This window comes from Leifsonia sp. NPDC058230 (genome assembly GCF_042882245.1).
Classification (GTDB): Bacteria; Actinomycetota; Actinomycetes; order Actinomycetales; family Microbacteriaceae; genus Leifsonia.
In genome coordinates, this window is the sequence record NZ_JBHVWM010000001.1 from 661,868 (window position 1) to 680,282 (window position 18,415).

At 65.2% G+C, this 18,415-nt stretch carries 16 protein-coding genes, 1 tRNA gene and 1 pseudogene; 8 read left to right on the forward strand and 10 right to left on the reverse strand.

All coding sequences use genetic code 11. The annotated features are described in order from the left end of the window. The first annotated feature begins 19 nt into the window (after positions 1-19). The gene (locus ACFVV0_RS03370) at positions 20-2,455 is read left to right on the forward strand and encodes an RICIN domain-containing protein (RefSeq protein ID WP_387058206.1); all 2,436 of its coding nucleotides are present in this window, start codon (positions 20-22) and stop codon (positions 2,453-2,455) included. Positions 2,456-2,522: 67 nt separating this feature from the next. On the opposite strand, the pseudogene ACFVV0_RS03375 reads toward ACFVV0_RS03370, so the two are convergent. From ACFVV0_RS03375 to ACFVV0_RS03390, 4 genes and pseudogenes are all read right to left on the reverse strand, one after another. Beyond that, positions 2,523-3,202, reverse strand: a pseudogene (locus ACFVV0_RS03375) (response regulator). Then, the gene (locus tag ACFVV0_RS03380) at positions 3,187-4,461 is read right to left on the reverse strand and encodes a sensor histidine kinase (RefSeq protein ID WP_387058207.1); all 1,275 of its coding nucleotides are present in this window, start codon (positions 4,459-4,461) and stop codon (positions 3,187-3,189) included. Before ACFVV0_RS03380 ends, ACFVV0_RS03375 begins: the two are co-directional and overlap by 16 nt. Continuing rightward, positions 4,461-4,844 carry a hypothetical protein gene (locus ACFVV0_RS03385; protein ID WP_387058209.1) on the reverse strand — a complete coding sequence of 128 codons (384 nt, stop codon included), beginning with the start codon at positions 4,842-4,844 and terminating at the stop codon, positions 4,461-4,463. Before ACFVV0_RS03385 ends, ACFVV0_RS03380 begins: the two co-directional genes overlap by 1 nt. Positions 4,845-4,965: 121 nt before the next feature. Next, positions 4,966-5,172, reverse strand: coding sequence for a hypothetical protein (locus ACFVV0_RS03390; RefSeq protein ID WP_387058212.1), 207 nt, complete (start codon positions 5,170-5,172; stop codon positions 4,966-4,968). A 155-nt stretch (positions 5,173-5,327) separates the two neighbouring features. On the opposite strand from ACFVV0_RS03390, the gene ACFVV0_RS03395 reads away from it, so the two are divergent. Continuing rightward, complete coding sequence (locus tag ACFVV0_RS03395) at positions 5,328-6,152, forward strand: alpha/beta fold hydrolase (protein WP_387058215.1); 825 nt, start codon at positions 5,328-5,330, stop codon at positions 6,150-6,152. A gap of 52 nt (positions 6,153-6,204) precedes the next feature. On the opposite strand, the gene ACFVV0_RS03400 is transcribed toward ACFVV0_RS03395, so the two are convergent. Next, positions 6,205-6,813, reverse strand: a complete 609-nt coding sequence (locus tag ACFVV0_RS03400; protein ID WP_387058218.1) for a TetR/AcrR family transcriptional regulator — start codon at positions 6,811-6,813, stop codon at positions 6,205-6,207. A gap of 9 nt (positions 6,814-6,822) precedes the next feature. Further along, the gene (locus ACFVV0_RS03405; RefSeq protein ID WP_387058221.1) at positions 6,823-8,292 is read right to left on the reverse strand and encodes an MFS transporter; all 1,470 of its coding nucleotides are present in this window, start codon (positions 8,290-8,292) and stop codon (positions 6,823-6,825) included. 136 nt (positions 8,293-8,428) lie between these two features. Here ACFVV0_RS03405 and ACFVV0_RS03410 point away from each other — a divergent pair, with 136 nt between their 5' ends. Next, entirely contained in the window at positions 8,429-9,268 is an 840-nt protein-coding gene (locus ACFVV0_RS03410; protein WP_387058224.1) for an alpha/beta fold hydrolase, read from the forward strand. Here ACFVV0_RS03410 and ACFVV0_RS03415 read toward each other — a convergent pair. Further along, positions 9,223-9,606 (reverse strand): cupin domain-containing protein, encoded by a 384-nt coding sequence (locus ACFVV0_RS03415; RefSeq protein WP_387058226.1) that lies wholly within the window; start codon positions 9,604-9,606, stop codon positions 9,223-9,225. The genes ACFVV0_RS03410 and ACFVV0_RS03415 overlap by 46 nt on opposite strands. A gap of 5 nt (positions 9,607-9,611) precedes the next feature. Next, positions 9,612-10,340 (reverse strand): alpha/beta fold hydrolase, encoded by a 729-nt coding sequence (locus tag ACFVV0_RS03420; protein WP_387058228.1) that lies wholly within the window; start codon positions 10,338-10,340, stop codon positions 9,612-9,614. A 188-nt stretch (positions 10,341-10,528) separates the two neighbouring features. On the opposite strand from ACFVV0_RS03420, the gene ACFVV0_RS03425 reads away from it, so the two are divergent. The 3 genes from ACFVV0_RS03425 to ACFVV0_RS03435 all read left to right on the forward strand — a co-directional run bounded on the left by ACFVV0_RS03425 (position 10,529) and on the right by ACFVV0_RS03435 (position 13,080). Continuing rightward, entirely contained in the window at positions 10,529-12,046 is a 1,518-nt protein-coding gene (locus tag ACFVV0_RS03425; protein ID WP_387058230.1) for a SulP family inorganic anion transporter, read from the forward strand. Positions 12,047-12,176: 130 nt separating this feature from the next. Continuing rightward, positions 12,177-12,914, forward strand: a complete 738-nt coding sequence (locus ACFVV0_RS03430; RefSeq protein WP_387058232.1) for a DUF2510 domain-containing protein — start codon at positions 12,177-12,179, stop codon at positions 12,912-12,914. Positions 12,915-12,989: 75 nt separating this feature from the next. Next, a tRNA-Ser gene (locus ACFVV0_RS03435) sits at positions 12,990-13,080 on the forward strand. A gap of 67 nt (positions 13,081-13,147) precedes the next feature. Here ACFVV0_RS03435 and ACFVV0_RS03440 read toward each other — a convergent pair. Together ACFVV0_RS03440 and ACFVV0_RS03445 are read right to left on the reverse strand one after the other, a co-directional pair. After that, positions 13,148-14,119 (reverse strand): formylglycine-generating enzyme family protein, encoded by a 972-nt coding sequence (locus tag ACFVV0_RS03440; protein ID WP_387058235.1) that lies wholly within the window; start codon positions 14,117-14,119, stop codon positions 13,148-13,150. Continuing rightward, on the reverse strand, positions 14,109-15,623 hold the full coding sequence (locus ACFVV0_RS03445; RefSeq protein ID WP_387058237.1) for an arylsulfatase: 1,515 nt from the start codon (positions 15,621-15,623) through the stop codon (positions 14,109-14,111). The genes ACFVV0_RS03440 and ACFVV0_RS03445 overlap by 11 nt, the downstream gene beginning before the upstream one ends. Before the next feature lie 325 nt (positions 15,624-15,948). On the opposite strand from ACFVV0_RS03445, the gene ACFVV0_RS03450 reads away from it, so the two are divergent. Together ACFVV0_RS03450 and cydB are read left to right on the forward strand one after the other, a co-directional pair. Next, positions 15,949-17,340, forward strand: coding sequence for a cytochrome ubiquinol oxidase subunit I (locus tag ACFVV0_RS03450; protein ID WP_387058240.1), 1,392 nt, complete (start codon positions 15,949-15,951; stop codon positions 17,338-17,340). 27 nt (positions 17,341-17,367) lie between these two features. Then, positions 17,368-18,405 (forward strand): cytochrome d ubiquinol oxidase subunit II, encoded by a 1,038-nt coding sequence (gene cydB / locus ACFVV0_RS03455; RefSeq protein ID WP_387058243.1) that lies wholly within the window; start codon positions 17,368-17,370, stop codon positions 18,403-18,405. Positions 18,406-18,415: the final 10 nt, after the last annotated feature.

The following is an 18,415-nucleotide window of genomic DNA, read 5'->3' on the forward strand; positions in this document are numbered from 1 at the left end:
GGTAGATGTCGCGACATGTATGTCACGACACGTATTAGATCAGCTTCAGCGCGACGTGTCAATTAACAGCGTTATCAGGTCCTCGCGAACAATTTATGGCAGCGCTGCCAATTTTTCCTTGACAAGGGCGAACGAGTACTCAGATGATTGGCGACGCGGGGGCGTTCGACCCTTCCCAACAATCCAAGGAGATCTGCCGATGATGCCGAGAACTCAATCGCCCAAGGGATGGTCACTCGTGGCCATAGCCGCCGGACTGTGCACGGTGGGTGCGCTATTCCCGAGCGCTGCGCAGGCCGAGGTTCCTCCATCCCTGACGGTGACAACCGGCGCGACAGGCATTGCCCACGCGAGCAACGACACTCCGGAAGCGCCATTCATCGACAAAGACGGCTCATTCCACTTCCAAGACGCGGCATCGCTCTACGGAGCGACCGATAGTCGCGATTGGCGGTTCTTCAGCGGCACGAATCTTGATACCGCCCTGCGGGACTCCAGTCTCAGCGACGCCGCCAACCCAGCCAATCCGGCTGACAACAACAACAACACCACCCTCCGCTGCAACAACAGCCCGACAGGCGTCACGGCCACGTACGCAGTCGGAAATGCGGGCTACTCGCAGAGGAACTACTGCGATCTGGCCGGTGGCATTTGGGTGGACCCCGACACGGGCGACTGGTACGGGCTCGTGCACAACGAGTTCACGCCCGCTCCATTCGGCGACGCGCTGCACTACGACTCGATCGACTTCGCCAGGTCGACCACCCAAGGCAAGACCTGGACCATCGTCGGCCAAGCCATCACTTCCCCCTACAGCACCGCGCGAGGCGATACCACCGCGTTCCCGAACCAGACGTACTCCTACGGCGATGGCGATCCTCGCCTCTTTGTAGACACTGCCTCCGGGTACTTCTACGTCAACTACGGCTCTCGCGTCGTCAACAAGAGCGGCGGCCAGACCGACTCCTTCGCGCACGTTGCACGGGCACCGATCTCGCAGAAGATGGCCACCGGGTCGTGGCAGAAGTGGTTCGACGGAGCCTGGTCCCAGCCTGGCATCGGCGGCAAGGAAAGCAATGTCGTGCCTTCCACAAGCGCCGCGCCGTCGGGATACACGCCGGTGAACAAGGAATACAACCCGGCGAATACCGGAACGGTTCAGCAGCAGATCACCGCCGGAACCCTTCCCAGCAAGTCACCCCTCTTTCTCGGTGACGTCACCTATAACGCATACCTCGGTCTTTACGTCGCCGAACCGGAAGCGGCCACATCGACGGCCGGTCCCCAGCCGTACTACGTGACGGATAATCTCGCCACCCAGAAATGGACCTTCGCCGGGGACACGGGAAGTGCCGTCAGCGCCTCGTGGTACCGCTGGTTCCTCGATTCTGCGAATGCCACCAGTTCCAGCATCGTCGGCAAGACTTTCCGCAGCTACTGCTCGATCGGTTGCGCGGACGGCACCGGCAATCAGTACACGAACATCACGATCACCTCGTCGCCCGCGGCTGTCGCTCCGATCGATACGACGAAGTCGTACACGATCGGCGCAGGCGAGCAAACGCTCAGGCAGGTCGCCGGCAGTGCGGCAGTCACGTCCACGTCATCCTCCGCCGCAGTAGCTCTGGCCAAGTGGAACTTCGTGAGCAATGGCGACGGGTCGTACACGGTCCGGAATGTCTCGACTGGTGAAGCCCTCGGCGTCTCCACGACGACGACATCCACACGTGCCTGGGGGACGAAGCCGACCGCCACGAACGTGCCGGCGGCAGGCCCGACGGTGGGACAGCAATGGTTCTTCATACCCACGACGAACGCGTCGGGCGTCAGGACGGGTAGCTACCGACTTGTGAACCGCTACAGCGGACTCGCTCTGGCCCTCTCGAGCAAGGCCTCCCGACTCGCCGAGACCACTCCTCTCCGCACCGGAACCGACACCAGCGGGAGTTCCGTCGGAGCAGGCCGGAAGGCGACCGAACAGTCCCTGTCGTTCACCCCGACCGGGACCAACTTCCCCAACACGGCAGTCTCCTACATCTTCACGGCCCAGCACGACGGCCTGGCCATGAACGTGAATGGTGGTTCCACCGTCGACGGCGCCGGCATCATCCAGTGGACCAATATCGCAGCGGCCAACGAGAAGTGGAATCTCGTTGCCGCTGCCAGAGACAATTTCAACATCGTCTCGGTGAGCTCCGGTCTCTGCCTGGATGTCGCGGGCGAGTCCCATGCCAACGGAGCAACCCTCGTCCAATCCGCGTGCAGCAGTTCCTCCGTCAGCCAGCAATGGTCGTTCATGAAAGCGAGCGGCGGCTATCAGATCCGATCGGCATTGAGCGGCAACTGTGTCGACGTGAGCAACCGCAGCACCGCCAACGGTGCTCCAGTCATCGCTAACACCTGCTCGAAGAAGGGCGCCAAGAGTCAGCTCTGGCTCCCGATCGCTACCGACTGAGGCAGCACGGAACACGACCGATTCAGGGCCGGCGACCACGTGGTCGCCGGCCCTTCAGAGGACTCGATCACTCGCGTGGTTGCGCCGACTCCGTGGTCGTCGCGGTGTCGTTGAGGTAGGCCAGGACGGCGAGGACGCGACGGTTTGCGCCGTCGTCGGGAGGCAGGCCGAGTTTGTCGAAGGTGGTCGTCGTGTATTTGCTGACGGCGCCACTACTGAGATGCAGCGTCTGCGCGATGGCTTGATTCGAAAGCCCCTCGGCCATGAGCGCGAGAAGTGAGTGCTCTCGCTGGGTCAGGCCCGCGAGCCGGGAGGTGGTGGTCGGCCGGTTCAGGAGTTTTGCCACGACCGTAGGATCCAGCGCCGTGCCGCCGCCCGCGACGCGTTCGAGGGCGTCGAGGAACTGATCGCCGTCGAAGACGCGGTCTTTCAGCAGATAGCCGACCGCCCCCGCACCATCGGCGAGTAGTTCGCGGGCGTAGAGCTGCTCGACGTGTTGCGACAGCATCACGATCGGGAGTCCGGGCACCTCACGACGGGCGGCCAGTGCCGCCCGGAGCCCCTCATCGGTGTTGTCGGGGGGCATGCGCACGTCGAGCACAGCCACGTCCGGACGGTGTTCCAGGAGCGCGTGAGGGCCTCCGGTCCGCTCGCTGCTGTGGCAACGATCTCGTGGCCGTATGCCTCGAGCAATCGGACGAGTCCGTCGCGGAGAAGGTATTGGTCTTCGGCTACGACGATTCGCATGGCACCATGACGGTCAGCATTGTGGGTCCTCCAGTCGGGCTGTCGATTTCGATGGTCCCGTCGAACGCGGCGAGGCGGCGCCTGACGCCATCGAGGCCACCGCCGGGCCGCATCGCGGCACCCCCGGCCCCATCGTCGTGCACGACAGCATAAATGCAGCCGGCTCCGCGCGTAACGGCCACCCGCGCTATCCGGGCATTCGCGTGCTTCGCTGCGTTCGCCAGAAGCTCTGAGAGGCTGAAGTACACAGCGGCGGCCAGCGGCGCGGGCAGGCGGAGATCGTCCGGGCCGTCGACGACGGTCTCGAGGGGGCCGTCCAGCGCGAGGGCGCGAATCGCCGGCACGAGTCCTCGCTCGATCAATACGGGTGGGTAGACACCGTGAACGAGACCGCGTAGTTCCTTGAGCGATTCAGCAGTTCCCGCGCGTGCCGCCCGGAGCATTGCCACGGCCCGTTCCGGGTCGGTCTCGATGAGGCGCTCCGCCGTGGCGAGGTCGAGCCCCACCGCGACCAGGCGGGCCTGCGCTCCGTCGTGGAGGTCGCGTTCGATCCGACGGATCTCTGCGTCGTGTGCTGCGGAGAGGTCCGCCCGCTGCATCCGCAAGTCCTCCACGGAGCCGTCGGGCGAGTCAGGCGTGGCCAGCCAACGATTGGCGACCGGGCGGACGATGTGCCAAGCCCACGGCGCGCTCACCAGCGACACGGCTGCCAGTGCGACGCCCGAGCCGATCGAGAGGGGCGTCGCGAACGCGAAGAGGACGATCGCACCGACCATCGCAGTCGCCGGCACCGAGCACAGCGGCGCGACGACGACCGCGGCGATCACCACCCAGCGCACCTCGCGCCAGTATGCCGGTTCGCGGAGCCGGCGGAGCCGCAGGTCCGACTGCGCGTCCTCCCTGGTCCGTTCGTACGCCGACCCGTTCCACCAGAATCCTGTGGACAGACGCACCGGCTCCGGCTGGGCGAGGAATCCGCTCGGGATGCTCGTCCCACTCCAGCGTGCGATCAGCCGCCGAAACAATACGGCGACCGGATGCGCGAGGGCGAGCGTGAGGATTGCCCCGATGATCGCCGATCCGACCCAGGACCAGGGGTTCGACCACGACCACGGCGAGCCGACGGCGTGCAACGCGGCGAGCAGCGGCAGAAGTGCGATGCCGAAAGGGACGATCAAGCCGCACAGTGCAAAGGTGGTGGATCGGGCCAGGCCCGAGGCCACCGTCACCGCGACCCCGGTGATCCGCTCACTCGTCATCAGCTCTTCCTCATCGCGTCCATTGTGCTCACGGCGACCGGAACGAGCACCAGGGCGCACAGACCCTGCAGTAATCCGTACCAGACGGGGGCGACGCCCGGAATGAAGTCCACCACGATCACCGCGACCGGCAGGATCGTCGAGACGAGCCGCAGTCGCCCACCAGCCGACTCGCTGCCACTTCTGGCGCGGTTCTCCAGCCACAGAAGGAACGGCGTTGCGCCGACCAGTATCGCCGCCCGCACCCACATGAACACGCTGGGCTCACCTCCGCTCAGCGCCGCTGCGAGCACAAGCCCGAGCACGACCGCATTGCCGACCCCGTAGATCCAGATGCACTTGAACGGCAGTCCCGACGTCACCGTCTTCTTCATCGCCACCATGGCGTTCTCCCTTCGCGAGTGATTCACACGCTAGAGAAACGCTTCACACTGTCATACGGGTCTCAGCCCACAGTGCAGGTGGGTCCATCCCCACCGCTTGGTCCGCGACTGCGGTCGCCGATCACTGCGCTTTGCGGCGTCGGGCGATCACGATCGCTACCACGATCAGCGCCAACCCGATCAGCAGAACGATCGGCCCTATGGTCGCCCACATCGAGGAACCGCTCATGCCAGACCCCTGCAGCACATTGAGCCCCTGCAGGGTCCAGACCAACCCGACTGCGCCCAAGATCACTCCGGGGACGAGATACGGCCACATACGCTTCATGGCCTCACTCTACGTCGGTTGTGCGGATCACGACCGGCACGCTGGCCCCGGAATGCTGTGGTGTGGCTGAGCGTGCCGGGGTAGCCTGATCGTGCACCCTGAATGCCCGCCGATCAGCCGAATCCGCTTACACAGCACTGACTGAGGAGAGAAAAATGGGCACGATAACCACATCAGACGGTACGGAGATCTTCTACAAGGATTGGGGCTCGGGTCAGCCCATCGTCTTCAGTCACGGATGGCCGCTGTCGGCGGACGACTGGGACACGCAGATGCTGTTCTTCCTGAGCCACGGCTACCGGGTCATCGCGCACGACCGGCGCGGGCACGGAAGGTCGACCCAGACATCCGATGGGCATGACATGGATCACTATGCCGCCGATCTTGCTGCGCTCACGCAGCACCTGGACCTGCATGACGCCATCCACGTCGGCCACTCGACGGGCGGCGGCGAGGTCGCTCACTATGTCGGACAGTACGGCGAGGACAGGGTCGCGCGAGCGGTGCTCATCAGCGCCGTACCGCCTCTGATGCTGCAGACCGACGGTAATCCGGGAGGCCTTCCCAAGAGCGTGTTCGACGATCTGCAGGCCCAGTTGGCCGCGAACCGATCGGAGTTCTATCGCGCGCTCCCGACGGGCCCGTTCTACGGGTACAACCGTCCGGGCGCCGTGCCGTCGGAGGCGATCATCCAGAACTGGTGGCGCCAGGGAATGATGGGCGGAGCCAAGGCGCACTACGACGGGATCGTCGCCTTCTCGCAGACCGACTTCACCGAAGACTTGAAGAAGATCACGGTTCCGGTTCTGGTGATGCACAGTGACGATGACCAGATCGTGCCATACGCGGATGCGGGACCACTGTCGGCGAAGCTGGTTCAGAACGGGACGCTCAAGACCTATCACGGCTTCCCGCACGGCATGCCGACGACGCAGGCCGACACCATCAACGCCGACCTCCTGGAGTGGCTGAAGTCCTGACGTCGACGCTTTCACGAGCCCGGTAAGCGCAGGAGCGCGTCGGCAAGGAAGGCTATGACCGGTTCAGGCCGACGAGATAGGTATCGACGATCAGGTCGGGGGAGGGGAGCGTATAGCCGGCCGGCTGCACGTTCACGATTCCACCGACCACGGTTGAGATCATCAGGTTGATGGTGGCGACCGGGTCTACGTCTGCGCGCACCGTGCCGGCGTCGATCTCCCGCTGAAGCATCGAGACCAGCACATCGATTCGCGGAGCGATGAAACGCTCGGCGTAGAGGGTGGTCGCTTCTGAGTAGCGATCCGATGACCCGATCAGGCGACACCAGGCTCGTCCGACCCTGGTCGAGGTCAGACGCTCGGCCAGATTCGCCAGCGCTGCGATCAGGGTTGAGCGCAGTTCGCCGCGCACGTCTATTTCCGGCGGCACTTCGGCATTTCCGAGGGCGAACGCGACGAGCTCCTCTTTGTTGCCCCAGCGCCGGTAGATCGTCGGCTTGCCCACCCGCGCCCGCTGCGCGATCTTGTCGATCGTCAAGCCGGCGACACCGCCTTCGTCCAAGAGGTCGAGGACCGCATCGATGAGGGCTTGCTCGGCACGCTCTCCTCGGCTGGAAACCGAAGGGGGCGCAGCGTCGGCCTGCGGATCGAGCATCGACATACGAGAAGCCTAGTTGTGAGCCGCTTTCAGGCTGCGTCCGCTGACGCCTACGGTCACTCCGACCACGACGGCGCACAACAGGGCAGCACCTCCTGCCACCAGCGCGGTGACGTGCAGGGCTGTGAAGAAGGCGTCGTGGGCCGCAATGATCCCTGCGTGATCATGGAGGACCGCGAGTGCGCCGGAGAGTGATTGGCGTACGGTTCGGCGCGCGGGGCTGGCTAGATCGGACAGGGCAGGAGTGACGTTCGAGCCGTATACAGACCACAGGATCGAGCCGAGAATCGCGATGCCCAGAGCGCTCGCGATCTGTCTGGCCGTGTTGAGGAGCGCTGACCCCGCCCCGACCCGCGCCGGGGGCACGGATTCCATAGCCGCCGTCGTTCCCGGACTCAATACGAGAGAAAAGCCGAGGGCTAGGGCGAGGAACACGACTAAGAGCAGGATGACCGAGGTCGCCGTCGAGTAGATGGAGACGACGACCATCGCCGCGCCGATCAGGAGCAGGCCGATCGTGATGGTCGGCCCGGTGCCGAATCGAACCACGAGTCGCCGTGACACGGGAGCTCCGAAGACGAGCCCTGCAGACATCGGAAGGAAGAGCAGACCGGCCTGCAGCGGCGTAAAGCCTCGCGCCACCTGAAGGTAGAAGGTCAAGAGATACATGGCGCCGAATGTCACCAGGGCAGCCACGCTCAATGCGAGGACGGAGACGGTGAAGTTCCGATCGCCGAACAAGCGCACGTCGACCAGGGCGTCCCGGCGCCGGGCCTCGATCCCCACCAGGCAGACCAGGAGAATCAAACCTGCGCCAGCGGACCCGAGGCTCGTGTAGCTCAGCCACCCGTCGGTCTGTCCATTCGTGAGCCCGAGAACCAGCAGGCCCACTCCGGTGATGGACAGGAGCACGGGGAGGAATCGGAGCTCTCCCGTTCCGGAGGCGGGCAGACGCGGCACGAATGCTGCCGAGCCGACGAAAGCGAGAAGCGCGAGTGCAGCGACCAGCGCCAGCACAGACCCCCACCAGAGGCCCGCGCTCAACATCAGTCCTCCCGCGATCGGTCCTGCGGAGATGGAGACCCCGGATGCGGCAGCCCACACCACGATCGCGCCGGCACGCCTCTCCGGCGGATACATGCGCAGAATGATCGCCAGCGTCGTCGGCATGATCGCGGCTGCGAAGACGCCCATCAGTGCTCGCATGGCGATGACGAAACCGACTGAGGTCGGCAGAGATGCCAGGACGGCTGCGGCAGTGAATCCGGCGAGTCCGATCAGGAGAGTCCGAGTGAGCCCGATCCGATCGCCGATCGTTCCGGCAATCAGAAGAAATCCCGCAAATGTGAGCGTGTAGCTGTTGAGTACCCATTGCTGCCCCGCGGGAGTCAGTGTCATGGCCAGGGACATCTCGGGCAGCGCGACGTTGAGGATGGTGCTCCCCAGCAACACGACCGACACCGCGAGCACCAATGACGTCAAGGCGGCTCGTCGGCGCGTATTCGAAAGTTCCAACGACATTCTCCATTCAGAACGAAACCGTTTCGTTTCATTCTGGTCCTTTTGACTGGAGGTACGCAAGCGTCCGGTGTCACGATGGGCTTGTAGTCTTACCCGCATGTCCATCACCTCCGGCCCTGCTGGGCCGATCCACTGGACGGTCGTCGGCTCGGGTCCGGCCGTCGTCCTGTTGCACGGTCTGGGTGGCGACGCCGACTTCTGGGAGCCGGAGATCGCCGCGTGGTCCGGGGGGATGCGCCTGATCGCGATCGACCTGCGAGGGTCGGGCGGCACACCCTCCACCGGGAGCGACCTCACGATCGCCGACCTCGCTGACGACGTCGTCGCGGTTCTGGACGATGCCGGCGTCGACAGTGCGCATGTCGTCGGATTCTCGCTGGGCGGTCTGGTCGCCCAGGAGTTCGCACTACGCCATCCTGACCGGCTCAACAGACTCGTGCTGGTGTCGACGTATGCGCGCATGCACCGACAGGCCGAGCTGTTCCTGGATGCGGTGCTCGCCGTGTACGAGCAGGACCGGTCGGCGAAGCACATGTTCGACTTGATCGTGCCGTGGCTGTTCTCGCCGTCTTTCGTCGCCGATCCGGACAATGCACCCTACTTCGAGCTTCCGGATGACGCGGCCGACGACCAGTCGATGGAGGACTGGCGCGCCCTGTACCTCGCGCAGAAGGCGTTCGATGCGCGCGGCCGGGTCGCGTCCATCCACGCCCCGACGCTGCTGGTCGCCGGGGAGCTGGACGCCCTGGTGCCCGTCGGGGATGCGAAGACTCTCGCCTCAGAGATCCCGCGCGCCCGCCTGCATGTGATCGTCGGATCAGGGCATCTGGTGAACACCGAGCAGCCCGAGCAGTACCACCAGGCCGTGTTCGGGTTCCTGACCGCCGACGATCACGTCTCCAGTGTGGAGACGGGGCGGCCCGCTTCCACGATGTAGGTGGACAGCATCCGGCCGGTGTCGGGCCCGAGGTCGGTCGCGTTGTGCGGCACCCCGGGAGGAATGAGGAATCCGTCGCCGGCGGAGAGGATCTGGGTGTCACCGTCCCGGCGTTCCATTCGCACGGTGCCGGCGATGATGTAGCCGACCTCTTCGCCCGGATGGTGGTGCCATCCGGATGAGACATCGACGGGGATCTCGGTCAGCACCTGGACGATGTCTCGGCCGGGGATCGACGAACCCGCGTGCTGGATCTCGGTTCTCGTGAGGTTGCGGGTCAGCTCGTCCGAGCTGTTCGACTCCGGGTCGTGCGCCGGATGGGGGAGTGAAGACGACATGGTCGTCAGGCGACCGCTGCGGCGGCCTCGCGGATGAGGTCCACCACCTTGGCCGCTTCGGGAATGCCGACGGTGTGGGAGCCTCCCGCGAGCTCGACGGTCTTCTTCGATCCGGCGCGTTCGGCCATGAAGCGATGCGTTGCGACCGGGATGTTCCGATCCTCAGCGCCGAACAGGAACCAGGACGGCACCGTCTTCCAGGCCGGCTCACCGGATTGCTCGCCGAAGGCGGATTCGAGGATCGGCCGCTGTGTGACGGCCATGACATCGGCGACCTCGGCGGAGGAGTCCGCAGCGAACTGCGCGTGATACCTGCCCTGCATGATGTAGAGGTCGTTGCCACCGCCGGGCACGGCAACCGAGGTGAGTGTCTCTCCCAGCGTCGAGCCCGGGAGCTTGGCCGCGAGCTCTCCGGGGGTCTCGCCCGCTTCGGGTGCGAACGCTCCGACGAAGACGAGTGCCTTGACGTTGGGGTTGTCCGTTCCGCCTCCGCTAATGATCGTCCCGCCGTAGGAGTGGCCGACGAGGATGATGTCGCCGGTGATGTCCCTCAGCAGGGCGCGCAGATACTCGGAGTCGGACGTCACGCCACGAAGTGGGTTCGCGACGGCGACCGCGGGGAACCCCTCGCCGAGCAGCCCCGCTATCACCCCGTTCCAGCTGGCCGATTCGGCGAACGCGCCGTGAACGAGAACAACTGTCGGCTTTCCTGCGGATTGCTCGGTGATGCTCATGATCTTCCTTCCGGAGACGGCAACGTTGCGTCCTCATAGCCTCCTCGGCTCACGAATGCAGTGTCAACCACTCGTCGCCCCTACGGCGGCTGTCGCCACGGCGCGGGGCCGGTAGACTCCGTGGGTCTATTCACCCGCTGCCGAAAGGACTGCCGCGCGGCCCGCGCGGCTGCCGGCGCGTGACCCCGATGCCCTTAGCCCCGTCCGCGCCGCCGTCGACTGCGTTCCGTCTGCCGAACGGCCAGGTTCCGATGCTGGCCGTGCTGCGCCGCCCTCGGCTGCTCGCCACCGAGGTTCTCGCGGGGATCGTGACGACGCTCGCGCTCATCCCCGAAGTGATCTCGTTCTCGATCATCTCGGGCGTCGGTCCCGACGTCGCCCTGGTCTCGTCCGTCGTTCTCGCGATCGCCATGTCGTTCCTGGGCGGCCGACCGGCGATGGTCACGGCCGCGGCCGGCTCGGTCGCACTCGTGCTCGCGCCGATGGTGCACGCCCATGGCACGGGATACGTGCTCCCGGCCGTGCTGCTCGCTGGCCTCATCCAGATCGCATTCGGGGCGGCCGGTCTGGCCAAGCTCGTGCGGTACATCCCCCGGTCGGTGATGATCGGGTTCGTGAACGCGCTCGGCGTGCTGATCTTCGTGGCGCAGCTGCAGCACGTCGTGGATGTGCCCTGGCAGGTCTATCCGCTGTTCGCCGTCACCGTGCTGATCGTGGTGTTCCTCCCGAGGTTCACGAAGTCCGTCCCGGCGCCGCTCGTTGCGATCGTCGTCGTGACCGGGGCAGTGATGGTGCTCGGGATGAACGTGCCGACCGTCGGCGACGAGGGTACGGTGAGCGGCGTGCTGCCGGGGATCACTCCGTGGACCGTCCCGTTCGACCTGCAGACCCTGCAGATCATCGCGCCGACCGCATTCGCCGCCGCCCTGGTCGGCTTGTTGGAGACCCTGCTGACGGCGAAACTCGTCGACGAGCTCACCGACAGCCGTTCGGCCAAGGGCCGTGAGTCGTGGGGGCTCGGTGTCGCGAACATCCTCGCCGGGCTCTGGGGCGGGGTCGCCGGCTGCGCGATGATCGGTCAGACCGTCGTCAATGTCCAGATCGGTCGGGCGCGCACCCGCATCTCCACCCTGGTCGCCGGACTGTTCCTGCTGCTTCTCATCGGGGTGCTCTCGCCGGTGATGGCGGCGATACCGATGGCGGCGCTCGCCGCGGTGATGATGATCGTGGCACTGCAGACGGTCGACTGGCACAGCGTGCGCCCGTCCACGCTGCGCCGGATGCCCGTGCCGGAGACGCTCGTGATGCTCGTGACGGTCGCCGTCGTGGTGGCGACCGGCAACCTCGCGATCGGCGTCGGAGTCGGCGTCCTGCTGGCGCTGGTGTTGTTCGCGCGCCGCATCGCGCACGTCGTGCGGGTCGAGCGCATCCTCGAGCCCGGCGGTGAGATCGCCCGATATCGGGTGCTCGGACCGCTCTTCTTCGGTTCGAGCAACGACCTGGTGGAGCAGTTCTCGTACGCGGAAGACCCGAGGCGTGTGATCATCGACCTCAGCGGCTCGCACGTCTGGGACGCCTCCAGCGTCGCCGCTCTCGACTCTGTCGCGACGAAGTACGAGAAGCACGGCGCCACGGTCGAGCTGACCGGCCTCAACACGCACAGCCGCACCTTCCACGGTCGGCTGACCGGTTCGCTCGGCAGCTGAGGGGGCGCACGGACGGCGCTGTCGTTGCGACCGTCGGCTCGACGCGCGTGATCCTCGGCCGATCCAAAGACTTGCACCGATAGCATCGGTGCGGATGGGCCGCGAGATGGCCCGGGCCCGAGGAGGCGCGATGAGCAACACGAACGGACAGACCCCGGCCGGTTGGTACACCGACCCGAGCGGATCGCAGCAGCTCCGCTGGTGGGACGGCGTGCGCTGGACCGAGAACTACCTCCCCGCAGCGCAGCCGGCGGCGCCCGTGCAGCCGACCGCTCCCGCGCAGCAGACGTATGTGCAGCCCGGATACGGCCAGCCCGCCTACGGTGCCGCTCCCGCTGTGCCGTATGCCGGCGCATCCTTCGCCCCTGAGCGTCGGCAGCTCGCGCCCGGCGCGCGCATCTACAACGTCTGGATCTGGCTCGTGGTGGCGCTGCCCATCCTGCCCAGTCTCCTTCTGCCGTTCTGGAACCCTTTCACGGGGATGGCCTCCATCCGCACGGAACGCGACCTCCAGAACTTCTCGTACCAGTTCGGGATCTTCAACTGGGCGTACTTCACGATCATCATCGTCAGCTGGCTCAGCTACGGCCTCATGGTCGTGTTCGCCTGGCTCGACTACCGCGAACTCAAGCGCACGGGTGTGGATCGTCCGTTCCACTGGGCGTGGGCGTTCCTGTCCTCCTTCGTCTACGTCATCGGCCGCTCGGTGATTGTGCGCCGGGTCGCCTCGGGCCGCGGCCTCGCGCCGATCTGGGTGAGCATCGGGATCGTCGTCGCGAGCTTCGTCATCGGCATCGCCTGGATCTCGCTGGCGTTCGACACTCTCTACCGCTTCGCCCCCGGCTACACCGGAGGCTTCGCCGCCTAACCTGCAAAAGGACTGTCCGAAACACGCTCGGGCGTCCGTTATGATGGCTGTCGTGCGTTCGCTCGCGGACGCTCAGGAGACGTCGCATAGTTCGGCCTAGTGCACCACCCTGCTAAGGTGGAGTGCCCTTTACAGGGCACCGTGGGTTCAAATCCCACCGTCTCCGCACTTCACCTGATCTGCGTGAGGCGATGCCAGCAGGATTGTCGTCCAATCGTGGTGGAACCACCGGGCTAGTCCGCTTCGCGGCCCGTGCCGACCCGCACGTGGCCGGTTGACGCGCGCACGATGCACCTGAAGCCGAGGTGGGATGTGCCCGTGTCGAGGTGTTGCGGCATCCGTGCTGCTGGTCGGTAGCGTTGGCAGTAGTTGGGTGCGCACAGGTGTGATCCGCCCTTCATCACCTTGCGGGGGATGGTGATGCCGTGCATGGCGGGGTCGACGCTGTCTTCGGGGCGGGCGCCGTGGGGGTTGTCGACGCTGCAGCAGGCGTGGGCCATGTGCTCGTGTGGGCCGTACCAGTCTGCGGTCCATTCCCAGACGTTGCCGATCATGTCCATCAGTCCGTAGCCGTTGGGCGGGAAGGAGCCGACGGGAGCGGTTCGCTCGAAGCCGTCGACTCGGGTGTTCTCGATGGGGAATTCACCCTGCCAGGTGTTCGCCATCGCCTTGCCGCCGGGAGTGAATTCGTCCCCCCAGGCATACGGAGCGCCGTCGAGCCCGCCGCGCGCGGCGAACTCCCACTCGGCTTCGGTGGGTAGTTCTTTGCCTGCCCAGGTGGCGTAGGCGAGCACATCCTCCCAAGCGACGTGCACGACTGGGTGATCGTGCAGGCCGGCGATGGAACTGTCGGGTCCTTGGGGATGGCGCCACTGCGCACCCGGAACGTAGGTCCACCAGTTGTACGGATTGGCGAGGTCGACGCGGTGCGCGGGTTGGACGAACACGGTCGAGGCAGGTACGAGCATCTCTTCGGAGGCGCCCGGGTAGTCCGCGGGATCGGGGCGGCGCTCCGCGACCGTGACATAGCCGGTCGCGGTGACGAACGCGCCGAACTGCTCGTTCGTCACCGCGAGCGGGTCGATCCAGAACGGTCCGACCGCGACGGTGTGCGCCGGCGCCTCCTCCGGGTAGTGGCTGTCTGACCCCATCGTGAAAGTTCCGCCCGGCAGCCAGACCATCCCGGTGGTGGGGTCAGTTGCCATTCCGGTTCGCCGCCGCGTCCATTGCTGCCTGCACCATCGCCTGCGGGTTGAAGTTCGGCGGTGCCTGCCGCGGCGGAAACTCCGTGAACGTGTCAACATGCTGCTTCACGAGAGCCGCAGCCGGAAGCACAGTCCACAGCTTCTCACCGGCATACAGCGGGTAGGCCGGCGCCGTCATGTGACGTTCGAACGGATCCGCGCGAAGATTCACCGGTTCAGGCACTGTCGGTCGCAGAAGCGCCCCCGCGAACCAGTCGTCTTTCACCTGGAAGTGCACCTTCCAGTTGTTGTAACGCAGCGCGAAGAGTTCGTGCTCGCCGTAGTAGAAGAACTCGTGCCGAGGCGACTCCTCGACCTCACCTGAGAGGTAGGGAAGTTGGTTGTAGCCGTCGAGGTGCACTCGGAAGTGCTTGTCGCCCGCCTGGTACCCCTCCAGCAGCTGCTCCTTCACATCGGGGACACCGGCCGCGGCCATGATCGTCGGCACGATGTCCTCCAGCGACATGATCCCGTTCAGCACCTGACCAGCACCGATATGACCGGGCCATCGGATGAGCAGAGGCGAACGGAATCCACCCTCCCAGCCGAGCCCCTTCTCACCACGGAACGGGGACGTGCCGCCGTCCGGCCAGGTGAACGCCTCGGCGCCGTTGTCGCTGGCGAAGACGACGATCGTATTGTCCGCGATCCCGAGTTCATCGAGCCTGCCGAGCAGTTCACCGACCACCCAATCCAGCTCCTGCATGCCGTCGGCGTACACACCAAGACCCGTCTTGTCCTTCCACCTCTCCGACAGCCGCGTCCACACGTGCATCCTGGTCGTGTTATGCCACAACAGGAACGGTTCACCGGCGTCGTGAGCACGTTGAATGAAATCGAGGGAATGCGCCAGAAGGTCGTCCTCGATGGTCTCCATCCGCTTGCGCGTCAGCGGACCGGAATCCTTGATCGTCTGCTTGCCGACCGTCCCGAACCGGGGATCCTCGGTCGGGTCGTCCACGTCGGTTGCCTTGCATTCCAGCACACCGCGCGGCATGAACAACTGCTGCATGATCGGCAGCTGCCGCGGATACTCCGGCTGTTCCGGCTCCTCCTCCGCGTTCAAGTGGTAGAGGTTTCCATAGAACTCGTCGAAGCCGTGCACGGTCGGAAGGAACTTGTTGCGGTCCCCGAGATGATTCTTGCCGATCTGCGCGGTCCGGTACCCCTGGGGCTTGATCAACTCCGCAAGCGTCGGGTCCTCCGGCTGGATGCCCTGCTCCGCACCGGGAAGACCCACCGACGTCATGCCGGTGCGCATAGGGATCTGACCGGTGATGAACGCCGCCCGGCCGGCGGTACAACTCGCCTGAGCGTAGTTGTCCGTCATGATCGTGCCCTCAGCTCCGATCCGGTCAATGTTCGGCGTCGTGGTGCCCATGATCCCCCGGTGATACGCCCCGATGTCGAACCAGCCGATGTCATCAGCCATGATCAGCAGCACGTTCGGCCTGTCAGTAGTCACGGAGTTCCTCTCATCGTCGGCGGTGCGCCGGTAGATCTGTCCGAGATTCGTTCGCTCACATCCTGATCCGCAGAGCGCGTCCAGTCGTCACCCAATGAGGATGATCAGAGCGGAGAGTCTGGACGTGTTCATCCCTGCACGCGTACTCGTTGGACTGGGAGCGATCTGAAAGCGATTCCGTGAAAGCGTTGCGCGCGGGCTTCGGAAGCGAGCAGACTGGGGCGCGCGACCACCGGTTCCGACCGCAACCGCAGCCCGGACCGAGCCGTGAACACGCTCGACGGGTTGCAATGCCCGGATGAACGGACCGGAAGGGGCCGTTATCGTGGATCTGGTCGATCTGGCTCGCTTGCAGTTCGCGTCGACGAGCATCTACCACTTTTTCTTCGTACCGGTCACGATCGGGCTGGCTTTTCTCGTCGCGCTGCTCCACACTTCGTGGTTCCGTTCGGGCGATCCGCGCCAGAAGCGCCTCACCAGGTTCTTCGGAACTCTCCTGCTGATCAATGTCGCGATCGGCGTAGTAACCGGTCTCGTTCAGGAGTTTCAGTTCGGTATGAACTGGTCGAAGTACTCGGTGTTCGTGGGTGACGTGTTCGGCGCCCCGCTCGCGATGGAGGGGCTGGCCGCGTTCTTCCTGGAGTCGACCTTCCTGGGCTTGTGGGTGTTCGGCTGGAACGTGCTGCCCCGCGGCGTTCACCTGCTCTCGGTCTGGCTGGTGGTGGCAGGCGCGATGCTGTCCGCCGCCTTCATCATGGCCGCGAACTCGTGGATGCAGCATCCGGTCGGATACGCGACCGATTCGGCTACGGGGCGGCCGGTGCTCAATTCGATCGGCGACCTGTTCACCAACCAGGTGTTCGTGTGGGGATACATTCACGTGATCATCGCCTCGCTGATCACCGGGGCGATGGTGATGCTGGCCGTCTCGGCGTGGCAGTTGAGGCGTGGGCGGATGCCGTTCAAGACATCCGCAGTCCTGTCGCTTGTGGTGCTGGTGCCGCTATCCGCAATCCAACTCGGCGTCGGAAGCTACCTGGGCGTCGTCGAGACCACGTATCAGCCGATGAAGATCGCCGCCGCCGAAGCGCAGTGGACGACGTGCCAGCCGTGTTCGTTCTCGTTGTTCCAGATCGGCGGCGGCAACAACGATGAGACACCGACGAAGATCATCGAGGTACCGCATTTGCTGTCGCTGCTGGCGACCGGTACGTGGGACGGCAAGGTTGTCGGCCTGAACGAACTGCAACAGCAGTCGGTCGACCAATATGGGCCGGGCAACTACGTGCCGAATGTGTTCATCCAGTACTGGGGGATGCGTGTCATGGCCTACCTCGGTTCCCTCGTGCTCCTGTTCGCCCTCTGGGGTGGCTGGATAGCCCTGCGCCGAAAGCTGCCGACCTCGCGCCTGTTCCTCGTCATCGCGACGTGGGCCGTGCCGATCCCGTTCATCATGAACACGGCCGGCTGGTTTCTCACCGAGAACGGGCGACAACCGTGGATCGTGCAGGGGCTGATGAAGACGGCCGACGGTGCCTCGCCGAGTGTCTCCGCCACTGAGCTCATCATCAGTCTGGCTGTGTTCTTCATCGTCTACGTCGTGCTTGCCGTGCTCGATGTCGTGCTGATGCTGCGGTACGGGCGCCGCGATCTCGAGCAGATCGACGAGGACGCCGATCACGACGCCCACACCGACACCCCGGTACTGACGTACTGACCGACCTGAGCAGATGAGGAGGACCCCGTGAATCTCGCCGACGTGTGGTTCATCATCATCGCCGTCTTCTGGACAGGGTTCTTCGTTCTCGAAGGCTTCGACTTCGGTGTCGGCGTCATCCACTCGTTCGTCGGCCGCACGGAGACCGAACGTCGCGTCGCCATCAACACCGTCGGCCCGTTCTGGGACGGCAACGAGGTCTGGCTGGTCGTCGGGGCAGCGGCGATCTTCGCGGCGTTCCCTGCCTGGTATGCGACCTGGATCTCCGCGTCCTACCTGGCCATCGTGCTCCTACTGGTCGCCCTGATCGTGCGCGGCATCTCGTTCGAATGGCGCGGCCGGGGTCGTCGCGATAGCTGGCGGTGGGGATGGAGCCTGTGCCTGACAGCAGGCAGCATCGTCGCCCCGACAGTGCTGGGTCTCGCGCTGGGCGACCTGCTCGCCGGCCTGCCGATCGACAGCGACGGCAACTTCACCGGCACCTTCTGGAGCCTCTTCACCGGCTTCGGCGTCTGGACCGGCCTGACCATACTCGCGCTCTGCCTCCTGCAGGGCTCCACGTTCCTCGCACTTCGGGCGACGGATGCGGTCCGCGGGCGCGCGCGCGGGTTCGGCCACGTGGTCTCGTTCGTCGGCCTCGGCATGGTCGTGGTGTTCGGGGTGTGGATGGCGTTGGTCGCGCATCCGGGACCTGCAACCTACGTGCTTCTCGCGATCTCGCTCGTTGCCGTGCTCGCTTCGCTGGTCGCGCAGTTCCGCGCACGTGACGGGCTCGCGTTCACGGGCAGTTCGGTTGCCATCGCGCTCGTCGTCGCATCCCTCTTCGTCAGCCTCTACCCGAACGTTCTGGTGTCGAGTACGAGCGCCGCGAACACGCTGACTGTCGCGGGAAGTGCATCCGGAGACTACGCGCTGAGCGTGATGAGCATCGTCGCCCTGGTCTGCTTTCCGATCGTGCTGCTCTACCAGGGCTACACCTACGTGGTCTTCCGCCGCCGCGTCGTCGGCGCGCCGCCCACAGCCGAACGTTCAGCCCCCGAGTCTTCGGCGCCCGCCGTGAACTGATTCAGAAAAT

Coding starts and splice junctions, on each gene's coding strand:
- ACFVV0_RS03400 (WP_387058218.1), bottom strand. CDS start 6,813: ATGTCGATGCTCGATCCGCAGGCCGACGCTGCGCCCCCTTCGGTTTCC.
- ACFVV0_RS03425 (WP_387058230.1), top strand. CDS start 10,529: ATGCCCTTAGCCCCGTCCGCGCCGCCGTCGACTGCGTTCCGTCTGCCG.
- ACFVV0_RS03420 (WP_387058228.1), bottom strand. CDS start 10,340: ATGAGCATCACCGAGCAATCCGCAGGAAAGCCGACAGTTGTTCTCGTT.
- ACFVV0_RS03430 (WP_387058232.1), top strand. CDS start 12,177: ATGAGCAACACGAACGGACAGACCCCGGCCGGTTGGTACACCGACCCG.
- ACFVV0_RS03370 (WP_387058206.1), top strand. CDS start 20: ATGTCACGACACGTATTAGATCAGCTTCAGCGCGACGTGTCAATTAAC.
- ACFVV0_RS03385 (WP_387058209.1), bottom strand. CDS start 4,844: ATGGTGGCGATGAAGAAGACGGTGACGTCGGGACTGCCGTTCAAGTGC.
- ACFVV0_RS03395 (WP_387058215.1), top strand. CDS start 5,328: ATGGGCACGATAACCACATCAGACGGTACGGAGATCTTCTACAAGGAT.
- ACFVV0_RS03410 (WP_387058224.1), top strand. CDS start 8,429: ATGTCCATCACCTCCGGCCCTGCTGGGCCGATCCACTGGACGGTCGTC.
- ACFVV0_RS03380 (WP_387058207.1), bottom strand. CDS start 4,461: ATGACGAGTGAGCGGATCACCGGGGTCGCGGTGACGGTGGCCTCGGGC.
- ACFVV0_RS03390 (WP_387058212.1), bottom strand. CDS start 5,172: ATGAAGCGTATGTGGCCGTATCTCGTCCCCGGAGTGATCTTGGGCGCA.
- ACFVV0_RS03415 (WP_387058226.1), bottom strand. CDS start 9,606: ATGTCGTCTTCACTCCCCCATCCGGCGCACGACCCGGAGTCGAACAGC.
- ACFVV0_RS03440 (WP_387058235.1), bottom strand. CDS start 14,119: ATGGCAACTGACCCCACCACCGGGATGGTCTGGCTGCCGGGCGGAACT.